Origin of the sequence: Coleofasciculus sp. D1-CHI-01, from assembly GCF_040218875.1 — a bacterium.
Classification (GTDB): Bacteria; Cyanobacteriota; Cyanobacteriia; order Cyanobacteriales; family Coleofasciculaceae; genus Coleofasciculus.
In genome coordinates, this window is sequence record NZ_JAVJQP010000144.1 from 1 (window position 1) to 10,660 (window position 10,660).

7 protein-coding genes are annotated in these 10,660 nt (G+C 46.9%); 2 read left to right on the plus strand and 5 right to left on the minus strand.

Features of this window, described 5'->3' with window-relative positions; genetic code table 11:
* Positions 1-99 precede the first annotated feature (99 nt).
* From RIB93_RS25445 to RIB93_RS25460, 4 genes are all read right to left on the minus strand, one after another.
* Positions 100-819, minus strand: a complete 720-nt coding sequence (locus tag RIB93_RS25445; protein ID WP_446376898.1) for an ATP synthase F0 subunit B — start codon at positions 817-819, stop codon at positions 100-102.
* On the minus strand, positions 726-1,280 hold the full coding sequence (gene coaD, locus RIB93_RS25450) for a pantetheine-phosphate adenylyltransferase (protein ID WP_006102623.1): 555 nt from the start codon (positions 1,278-1,280) through the stop codon (positions 726-728). Before coaD ends, RIB93_RS25445 begins: the two co-directional genes overlap by 94 nt.
* 83 nt (positions 1,281-1,363) lie before the next feature.
* Positions 1,364-4,165 carry a hypothetical protein gene (locus RIB93_RS25455; protein ID WP_446376900.1) on the minus strand — a complete coding sequence of 934 codons (2,802 nt, stop codon included), beginning with the start codon at positions 4,163-4,165 and terminating at the stop codon, positions 1,364-1,366.
* Positions 4,166-4,508: 343 nt separating this feature from the next.
* The gene (locus tag RIB93_RS25460; protein WP_446376902.1) at positions 4,509-5,630 is read right to left on the minus strand and encodes an Rpn family recombination-promoting nuclease/putative transposase; all 1,122 of its coding nucleotides are present in this window, start codon (positions 5,628-5,630) and stop codon (positions 4,509-4,511) included.
* Positions 5,631-5,669: 39 nt separating this feature from the next.
* Between RIB93_RS25460 and RIB93_RS25465 the strand changes: the two genes are divergently transcribed.
* Entirely contained in the window at positions 5,670-5,855 is a 186-nt protein-coding gene (locus tag RIB93_RS25465) for a DUF4114 domain-containing protein (RefSeq protein WP_446376904.1), read from the plus strand.
* 8 nt (positions 5,856-5,863) lie between these two features.
* Here RIB93_RS25465 and RIB93_RS25470 read toward each other — a convergent pair whose 3' ends face one another.
* Positions 5,864-7,003: a DegT/DnrJ/EryC1/StrS family aminotransferase gene (locus tag RIB93_RS25470; protein WP_446376906.1), complete on the minus strand. Its 1,140-nt coding sequence runs from the start codon at positions 7,001-7,003 to the stop codon at positions 5,864-5,866.
* A gap of 528 nt (positions 7,004-7,531) precedes the next feature.
* On the opposite strand from RIB93_RS25470, the gene RIB93_RS25475 reads away from it, so the two are divergent.
* Complete coding sequence (locus RIB93_RS25475; protein WP_446376908.1) at positions 7,532-10,315, plus strand: CHAT domain-containing protein; 2,784 nt, start codon at positions 7,532-7,534, stop codon at positions 10,313-10,315.
* Positions 10,316-10,660 lie beyond the last annotated feature (345 nt).

Here is a 10,660-nt window from a genome sequence, read left to right on the forward strand (position 1 = left end):
CTCCCCCTGCTCCCCCTGCTCCCCCTGCTTCCCCTGCTCCCCCTGCTTCCCCTGCTCCCCCTGCTTTTCACCTTAAGTTGACACCAATGCCCTCAACCCTTACCCGCTCTTCTTTTTCGGTGACGCTGAGGATGAACGAGACCCAGATCCGCCAATCCCGTCTTTATCTTGCGGTTGTCCGGGTGGTACATCCTGGTAAAGTTGCTGACGTCCATTGCGAATCACCCTCAGCATGTCAGTAAGCTGTTGCTCAATACTATTGAGTACAGAATCAGCATAATCATCCGCACCGTTTTGAATGTCTTCGCATTCTTCGAGTGCGAGTTGGCGCAGTTGTGCCAATTCCTGCTGGGCTTGGCGGCGCATCTGTTCAATGTCAGTCCGGGTTTGTTCTTGCAGCGTTTCACACTCTTGCTGAACCCGTTGCCGGATTTGCTTGGCTTCCAGTTCTGCTTGTTGCACAATCCCCATGTCATCCAGAATCTGTTGAGCTTGTCGTTCAGCGGCTTCTAGGATTTCTTGGGCATAGTCTTCCGCTTGTAGGAGAATATCTTCCCCTTGCTGAACAATCTTTTGAGATTTTTCAAATGCCTCTGGTAGACTCGCCCGCACTACATCCAATTGGGTTAAGAACGCTTCTTCATCAATCAACGTGTACTTGGTCAAGGGGATGTGTGGGCTATCAAACAGCATCTCCTCTAGCTTAGTCAGTTCTCGCTGGATATCTACATCGGGGGTTCCAGAGGAAAGGCGTTTCTCTGGGGGGTTGGGTTCTGGGAGTTGGTTGGGTTCGATGCGGGATGACTCTGGGCGTAACATCGGCAAATATCTAGGGCAACCTGCGGGGGAACAAGATGGTTAACAGATCCGCCAAATTTGGCAATCTCTTTCACTACGCTACTACTTAAAAAACTGTACTCGTTAGACGTGGCGAGAAAAACGGTTTCTATTTCATCCCAGAGGGTTTGATTGGTATGCGCCATCTGGAGTTCTTTCTCAAAGTCTGAAAGCACCCGTAGTCCCCGCAGTAAAACTTGAGCATTTTTGAGTTTGGCATAGTCCACAGTCAAACCTGTGAAGCTATCGATTTCGACATTCGAGAGATGCTGGGTACAGCCGCGAATCTGTTGTACTCGCTCTTGTATTGTAAACAATGGCGATTTACTCGGGTTGCGGAGTACAGCAACAATAACGGTCTCAAAGAGCTTACAGCTACGCTCAATGATATCGAGGTGTCCTAGAGTGATCGGATCGAAGCTGCCTGGATAAATTGCAATCACGACAGAGACATCTGGAGGGGTACTGAGGAATTATAAGCTGTTATGACGATCTCCGCCGTTAACTTTAATTGTCCCCACCTAGTCTACTCCCATTCTCGCCATTGATCGATCCAATCTTGAAAAAGGTCAAGAATTGGCTCACGTCGCTTGACAATGTTAGCGGTTATGCTGATCAAAATAATCCCAGCAATTATGAGCATAATCCACTTAGAGAATGGGTAGCGAAAACCCAAATAGACTAACTGGTAGAATACTGTAAAAATAAATGTGACCGTTCCAACCATTAAAAATGCCCGAACTTGCAGTCCTAATCCAGTCACAATAGCAACCAGACTAATAATTCCCGGAATGAGTCCAACGTCTTGATGAAACCCTAACGCCACCAAACAGATTATGCCGCTACCCAGTAAGCGGATGTAGTGACGCCAATTCCGTTTTTGCGGTAATCTTAATTCTGGATCAACTTGGGCAATGTAGAGGAAAAAATAACCAATCACGGCAGCATACGCTAAGAGTTCAGTAACCTGCTGGCTTTGCAAAACACGCCAAATTACCCAATCGATGAAAAATAAACTTAAGTATGTCCAACGTAAATTAGATTGGCGATTGGTGACCCAGGCATAAAAACCTGCAAGAACCAATAAATTAAAAGAAGAGAGGGTTTGAGGATTGATTAAAATGCTCAGAAGAGGCAATATCGTGGCGTATCTTTGCCAAGGTTGCTCATTCCATCCCCACCGCCACCAGGACGTTTGATAAACAGCGATCGCGAATAGACTGGCAATTATGGCTCGCCAGGGATCAAGTAGGCTCAACGGTGTCCAGATCAAACGAGCATAAATACCAATGGCGACAACCTCGGTTAATCCGGCGTATATCCAGATGTGAGACTCTGGTAAAAATGGGGAAGATGAGACAAATGAGGGAGAAAACTGGCGTTGTTGAATTCGCAAATTTCCTTGAAAAAACGCATAACTAGCCAGTAGCAAACTGATGACAAGTCCCACGAATCCCATCAGGTTAGGTGGGGTTCCTACAGACATCCCAGTCGCTATAACCATCAAGACAGTACTCATTGCCCAATGAATGTGGGCAGTAATTTTGATTTGGGTGACGCTGATATTAAAAAGTTTAATCTGATCGCGCGATACGTTCTGAAGGAACAGGCTTTGCCAACGCAAAAACCAGGCAAGTGAACGATAAATACAGCCAATCACAGCCGCGATCGCCGCTAAAATAATAAAGCTGTCCCCAGGATTTGCTCCATCAGTTCGCAGTATTTGATAAATGACCAATTCATACAAACCGAGGGAAATACCTGCCAGGGACAGATAAATGATCCCTTTGGAGCGAGGACGGTGATAGGCGACGCTGATGCCGATTAAAGCTGCACCTAGAGTAATCAATCCTGTATAAGGGGTGAAATAAAAAAAGTGTAAACTAATGCCAATCAGGGTATAAATCACCAGTTCGTACCAGGCAAGGGAAATACCTGCTAGGAAAAGATAGGTGATGGCTTTCCTTTGCAGACGGCGACGCCCGATGATGATGCCTGTTAAAGCTGTACCTAGGGTAAGCAACCCCGTATAAGGGGTGAAATAAGCAAAGCGCAAATTAATGCCAATTAGGGCATAAACTAAGGGTAAAGATTCCAGTATCTCTTGCCAATTCCCCCCCCATCTTCCAGACGTGCCATGGTACGTCTCTAAATGCTCCCCGTCTTCCCTACCCAAAGGAGCAAACCACCAACGGTTGAGAATTAGTGTTACATAAGCCAGGATAATGTTCGCAGCACCGAGGATTAAGGATGAACCATTAAGCAGTACAATCGCATTAGCTATTGTCAATTCTATTGCCCAACTAATGCCATAAATACTGAATTTGGGAAAAGATTGCCAATATCGGTAAAGAATAGCAGCACCAATGAGCATTGATGCAGTCAGGTACTGCCAACTGGATGGAATGAATTCTAGATACATATTGGCGCTTTGCAGCGTCAGTAGTCCTAGTTCCGTAGTAGACAAAGCAATTGCCCAGCGATCGCAGGCTTGAGCGTACAATTGAGCTAGCCTGCTAGAGTGGGGCGTTAAGCCAGCCCGTAGCAGCCATAATCCGAAAATTGCGATCGCGCCCACCCAATACCAATCAGCAGAAGACACTGGGGGTAATCCGGCAATGCCTTGTCCCAGATATACTGCACTAAAACTTAGGCTAAATCCAATCGTGATCGCGGCGGCTAAGGGTTGCTTGAGATAGCAACTATTGATGAACATCACGAAAGTGGCGACACCCAAACCGATGAGACTGATATCCGGCTGGAATAGGGTGAGCCACTGGACGAGAAATAAGGCGATCGCACTCCACCAAAATACTGGGATTTGCCTTGAGTTTAGCTCCTGATTCGGAGTAGAATCTGAGTCTAACTCAGTGTTGTTTACCGATGACCACGGATTAATCAGGGAATCGTTGAGTGACTCTCTGGGGAAGGAATTAGCCTCTTTGTTCCCTTGGCGCGATCGCGTACTTCGGCTGGCAATGTCGGTTAAGGTTAACGGGGTTAACAGCCATAAGAGTCCCCAGGGTGGCATAGAAGCGGGAACAAAAAATAGGTCAATAAAGATCTCATCGGCTAGCAAGACATAACTGAGTCCGGCTAGCACAAAACCCAAATGCCAGCAACTGCGATACCAAATTTGTTTAATGCTAGGGAATGGGGGATTCGGCTCTACAATTTGCCCTTTGCTCAGATTCCATTCTGCCACCATCAGCGCCAAGAATAGAGTCGCCCAGAGGGGTTCCCTGAGAGTCGGTATCCATCTGTGAATCAAGAAACAGATGGTCAACAATCCACCAACATGGGTGAGGTAGACGAGAACAACTCGCACAAAATTAATCCGTTGACCGGTGGCTGATATTTTTTATTGTGACTTAACTCGTCACGCCAGACTACGATAACGGGTTTATCCTGCGCGAATACGTGGAGATAGCGACGGTTATCGAGTCGCACTGATCACGCAATCTTTTAAACCACCAACGGGTGATCATATTCCTAGTGCAAGAAGGCAGAAATAACTGAACAGCTAATATCTCCCCCCGCTTCCCCTGCTCCCTCTGCTCCCCCTGCTTCATCGTATCTACGAAGCTGCTCAAGTATTTTTATGCCCGCTGCACTAGGGACACAGTAATATCTAAATCTACTGCCCTAGGTGGATGTGGTGGCGTGATCGCTCACTCAAATGACTCTCCTGACTCAATGGCATTCTGCACCATGGCTTTGTTCACGGAAACCGATGGAGTTTCCTGAGTATCAGAATTCCTCCCCAAGAGCTTCTCTACCATCGCACTCAATAAGCCCGATCGGATTTGACGCCAAGCCATTAGCTGTGCAGCATGTCCCTCCTGCTTGCACCACTGGGCGATAGCGCATGATAAGTCTTCTATTTTATCGGGTAACGGTTGAATCAAAAAAGCCAATTCCGCTAAGTCTTGTGGGGAAAAAAGTGAGCGTTGATGATGTAACAGTTCAACAAAAGCCGCAACATTTTGCTTATGGAATAAGTGGGACGTCTGTTGGACAACGTCTACTGGCAAATCTTGCAACTGAGCGATTTGCTCCAAGCTTAACCCAAACTGGAGCATGCGCGGGATGGCGGTTAACTTGGCTTTGAATTCGCCTTCCTGCCTGCCTTCTGTTAACCCTTCTTGCTTGGCTTCCTGATACACTTTGGTTTGTTTAAGTTCACTTAACCCTAACATTGCTTCTATCTCCTGACGGCTTTTTTGTGGTAATTTGTAAACGATGATTGTTTCGATTAAATCAATCAGGTCACGTTTTGTGGTTGCATCAGTTATCTCGACTTGGGCTTGGTCGATTAACTGCCTTGCCATCTCCGGTGCTGTCTGCTCCGTTTCCATCACTAGCTTAACAATTTTCACCCCCAGGGAATCCGATGCGACATCTCCTAACTCGTCTAAGTAAATCCGTTGCACTCGACTGAACAGTTCCCGAAATTGCAAGGGTTGTTCTCGTTCAATCCGGCGAGTGGGATAAATGACCACAACTCGCCAGGGATGAGAGGGTTTGTATTGCCTCAGAAAGATAAACAGTTCCGCAAATAAACGATAGTATAAATCCTCATCGGGTTGAAACTGAACTTCGACGAGGTAGAAGGGTTGGTTTGAGGCTTCGTTCTTGGGTAAAAATAAACCATCAACTCGAAATGAGAGTTGTTTGATTTCACGGGAGGTGAATTGGTAGGTGGCGGCTTGTTCTGTGGATTGGTTAATCAGTTCAAAGAAGATACTGGGGAACTCTTTAAACAGGCTATAGAAGATGGTATCAGTTTTCACGTTCTCCTGCACGTTCTCCTGCACGTTGGAGAAAGCACGTTGGAGGAATTGTTAGATAGTGATTCGGGCAATGATCCATCGGTGTATTTTCCTTATCTGGGAGCAAATGGGGATGGGTTTGATCATATTCGTTCCCTTGGGGATAACGTGTTTGGATTTGAGGATTTACCCAATGGCGGTGATAGGGACTACAATGATATGTTGATTCAAGTTGAAATCGCGTGAACTGAGAGTTATTCAGCCGCACTGATCAAGCAATCTTTTAAACCATAGACTACCTGCTGCTGTTCGGAGAAGGACAATTCTGGAAATATAGGTAGAGACAAAACTTGGTGACACACTTGCTCAACAACTGGAAAATCACCCAATTGATACTCTAAGCTCTGATAAACCGACTGCAAATGCAACGGTAGAGGGTAATAAACCATCGAAATAATGCCCATCTGTTGCAGATTTTGGCGGATGTGATCTCGATAGTCACTGCTGCGGCTATCTTGAGTTAGACGAATCGTGTACTGATTCCAGACAGCATGGCTTCCTACAGTTTCTTGAGGTAAGGCGATTTCTGGAAGAGGTTGTAATAACTGGTGATACCGATCAGCGATCTGAGAGCGTTCTTGATTCCATTGATCGAGATAACCTAATTTGATTTGTAAAATGGTCGCTTGTAGGGCATCTAAACGGCTATTGATTCCTGTCGCTTCGTGGTGGTAGCGATCGCGCATTCCATGTTCTCGCAGCATTCTGATGGTAGCCGCTAGGGTTGGGTCATTGGTAATCACAGCACCTCCATCCCCACAAGCCCCTAAATTTTTGGTGGGAAAGAAGCTAAAGCAGCCAATATGCCCAATACTACCCACCTTTTGTCCCGCCCATTCCGCGCCCGTTGCTTGAGCGCAGTCTTCAATGACAGCTAAATCATGCGCCTGGGCGATGTCCATAATCGCCGTCATATCCACAGGCTGTCCAAACAAATGAACGGGGAGAATCGCCTTCGTTTTCGGGGTAATTGCCGCCGCAATCTGATTAACGTCAAGATTAAAGGTTTGGGGATCAATGTCCACAAAAATAGGTGTCGCCCCCACCCGGGTAATCACTTCCGCCGTAGCGATAAACGTGAAGGGCGTGGTAATCACCTCATCCCCTGAGCTAATCTGTAAGGCTCGCAGTGCCAGATACAAGGCGTCTGTGCCAGAGTTACAGGCGACACATTCGCTGGTATTCATGTACGCCGCAAATTGTGTCTCAAAGCCTTGAACCGGAAGCCCACCAACGTAACGTCCGGAGGTGAGTATCTCCTGAACAGCCGAACTAACTTGTTTTTCAATGCGCTGATACTGTCGTGCCAGATCAATAGGGGGAATGTGATTCACTCGCTTACACCTAGATATTTTTATATAGAAATTACCGGGAAATCAGTCTTCTATCAATAACCCATCCCCCTATCTCCCCCATCTCCCCCAGCTGACACGCCGAGCGAAGTCGAGGTGTTCCCCAGCTTCCCCAGCTCCCCCATCTCCCCCAGCTTCCCCAGCTCCCCTATTTCCCCCATCCCCCCATGCTTCACAAACTCTTCAAACCATCTTTATCATAGCTACACCTAAAACCGCGCTGGAACAGGCAGACTAGGAAAAGCAGATGCACCCTGCCAGCCACAGCAGATGCACCCTGCTGAACCCTGAGTAAAACCCACATTATCGCTTAAATTTCAAAATTAGGCGATATGTGGGTCTTGTATTTATTTCCCGCGATCGCTCTTCCTCTATCCGGAGGGTTTGGGTTGAGGGGATTTGGAGAACCTCTCTCCTGCAAGGAGAGAGGCTTTGAATTCTTCTCCTTTTCAAGGAAGCGGAGTATCCTGAAGTTGGATTCACGGCTATAGTTCCATTTCAGATAGTCCAATGAGCGCTACAGGAAAACGATTCAGGCAGTTCCTTAAGTATCTAGGCTTAGTCGGTTTGACTACGGTGTTGACGGTTGCATTGGCGTGGCAAGATTCCCCCAGCCGAATGGGAATCCTGGAGGTGAATGCAGCAATTCCCGATACTTCCGTGGTTCAGGTGTCTCCCCCCGATGCAGTTGAATTGGTGCAAGTAGGTTTACAACGGTATCAGTTGGGTGAATTTGCCGCTGCTATCACCACTTGGCAACAGGCAGCAGATATTTTTGCCAGTCAAGGGGATTCTCTAAATCAAGCCATGGTACTGAGCAATTTAGCACTCGCCTATCAGCAGTTGGGAAAGTGGACATCAGCGAATCAGGCAATTGAGAAGAGTTTACACCTTTTGCAAACTGAAACAGCTAGTCGCGATCGCACGACGGTTTTGGCACAGGCGCTGAATACGCAGGGGAAGCTGCAATTGGCACAGGGACAACCGGAAAAAGCGCTGAAAACCTGGGAAGCGGCGACCAAAACTTACCAGCAAGTTGGCGATGACATTGGGGTGGTGCGTAGCTTGATGAATCAGGCGCAAGCCTTGCGAGTTTTGGGGTTTTATCCGCGAGTTAGGGCGACATTAGAACAAGTGAATCAACGGTTGCAAAATCAGCCGGATTCGGCGATAAAGGCGGCGGGATTATTGAGTTTTGGCGATACGTTGCGCTTGGTGGGTGACTTGGAAGAATCGGAAACAGTATTACAGAAAAGTTTAGCTATTGCCCAAACGTTACAATTGCCATCAGGGATAACGGCGGCGTTTTTAAGTTTGGGGAATACGGCGTATAGTCAGGGAGAATTGAAGGCGGCAATTGAGTTTTATCAAAGCGCGATCGCGTCTTCTGTTTCACCTACCACAACCCTACAGGCACAATTGAATCAACTGCGTTTATTCATAGAACTAGAAAACTGGGCAGACGCGAAAGCATTAGCCCAGACTATTCAGTCCAGATTTGCCAATTTACCCGCAAATCGTAGCACCATTTATGCCCGAATTAATTTTAGCCAAAGTCTGCTCAAACTATGGCGTCAGGAGGTTGTAGGGGCGGGTTTTACCAATAAGCTTTCAGACATAACCGCTAACGTAACTAAACCCGCCCCATCCACAATTGTCGGTGCAGGTTTTACTTCTAACCTTCCAGAGACAACCCCCTTGTACAGACGTGCCATGGCGCGTCTGTACACTAAACCTGCCCTCAACCCGCAAACCGTCGCTCAAATTCTGACAACAGGAATACAGCAAGCAAAAGAGTTAGGAGACAAACGGGCGGAATCTTACGCCTTGGGTTATTTGGGTCAGATTTACGAGTATATTCAACAATGGTCGGAAGCGAAAACGTTAACAGAACAGGCGTTACTGTTGGCACAATCGGTCAATTCTCCTGATATTGCTTATTTGTGGCAATGGCAGTTAGGGCGACTGATGAAAGCTCAGATCGACCGAGGACTTGCCGATGATTCAGCTTATCCTAGCGCCGTTGCTGCTTATCAGGAAGCGATTCATTCTCTCAATTCCCTACGGAATGATTTAGTCGCGACAAATTTAGAATTACAGTTCTCGTTTCGAGAAAGTGTAGAACCGATTTATCGCCAACTTGTTAGCTTATTGTTGCAACCGGGGAATAAAGCGATTAGCCAGGAGAATTTAGTTCAAGCCCGTGAGGTAATTGAATCGCTACAATTAGCAGAATTAGATAATTTCTTTCGTGAGGCTTGTTTGACAGCGCAACCAGAACCGGTTGATCAAGTTGATGGGAATGCAGCGGTGATTTATCCGATTATTTTACCGGATCGATTAGAAGTGATTATCGCGATCGCGAATCAACCGCTACGACACTATGTGACTAATGTATCTGAGACGGAAGTAGAAACGGTTCTGGCTCAAACCCGCCGTTCTATGCGACGTGTGGCAAGCGATCGCGAACGATTACCCCTGTTTTCTCAATTGTACGATTGGTTGGTGCAACCGATTGAGACGGAGTTAGCGGCGTCTGAGATTAAAACCTTGGTGTTTGCTTTAGATGGTTCCCTGAAAAGTCTGCCCATGGCGGCATTATATGATGGTGAAAACTATCTGATTGAAAAATATAGTGTCGCCCTGACTCCCAGTCTGCAAATCCTGGAACCCCAACCCTTAAGTCGTACCCCGATTAAGGTGTTAGTGGGCGGATTGAGTGAGGCAAAACAGAACTTTCCCCCGTTACCTGGTGTAAAGTCGGAGGTGCAGCAGATTCAGGCGGAGATTCCGGCGCAGGTGTTGCTGAATCAGCAGTTTACTAGCGATGCGTTGCAAAAAGAGATTAGCGCTGCGCCATTTCCGGTGGTTCATTTAGCCACTCATGGGCAGTTTAGTTCTGATGCTGAAGATACGTTTATTTTGGCGTGGGATGATCGCGTGAATGTGAAACAATTAGGAGAAGTCCTCCAAGTGCGGGAAGAGAGGGAACGTCAACCCTTGGAATTGCTAGTCTTGAGTGCTTGCAAAACAGCATCGGGTGACAAACGGGCGGCGTTGGGAATAGCCGGAGTCGCGGTGCGATCGGGGGCGCGGAGTACGTTGGCGACGTTATGGTCAGTGGATGATCAGTCTACGGCGATGTTGATGGTGAAATTTTATCAGGAATTGGCGCAAGCCAATGTCACCAAGGCGGAAGCGTTGCGAGAGGCTCAATTGGCGTTATTACAGCAGTCGAGATTCAGACATCCTTTCTATTGGGCACCGTTTGTCTTACTGGGGAATTGGCTTTAAATACAGCAGATTTCAGGTTGATGAGGTACAGTCTCTAAGCAAGATCCCCGACTTCTTCAAGAAGTCGGGGATCTGTCTGTATACAGCTTACCCGACAAGCTTTAAGCAAGATAACCTGAAACATAACGTATAATTCGATACAAAATCACGCAGAATGATACAGCCTAGACTCCGCACTTCAACTTGAAGTACAAGAAACTACATATCCAATCAAGGGAAAAAGTCTGAAAAATTAAACACTTGAATATCTTCTAAAGAAACAGTAATTGTTTTTGGGACTCTTGAGAGTTTTTTTGAGCAGCCTAAATTTAGGAGTATCTACTCTCCTTACACAGATTTATACCT

Bases quoted from the DNA above. Each gene is read 5' to 3' on its own strand.
- RIB93_RS25445 (WP_446376898.1), bottom strand. From the start codon at position 819: ATGTTACGCCCAGAGTCATCCCGCATCGAACCCAACCAACTCCCAGAA.
- RIB93_RS25475 (WP_446376908.1), top strand. From the start codon at position 7,532: ATGAGCGCTACAGGAAAACGATTCAGGCAGTTCCTTAAGTATCTAGGC.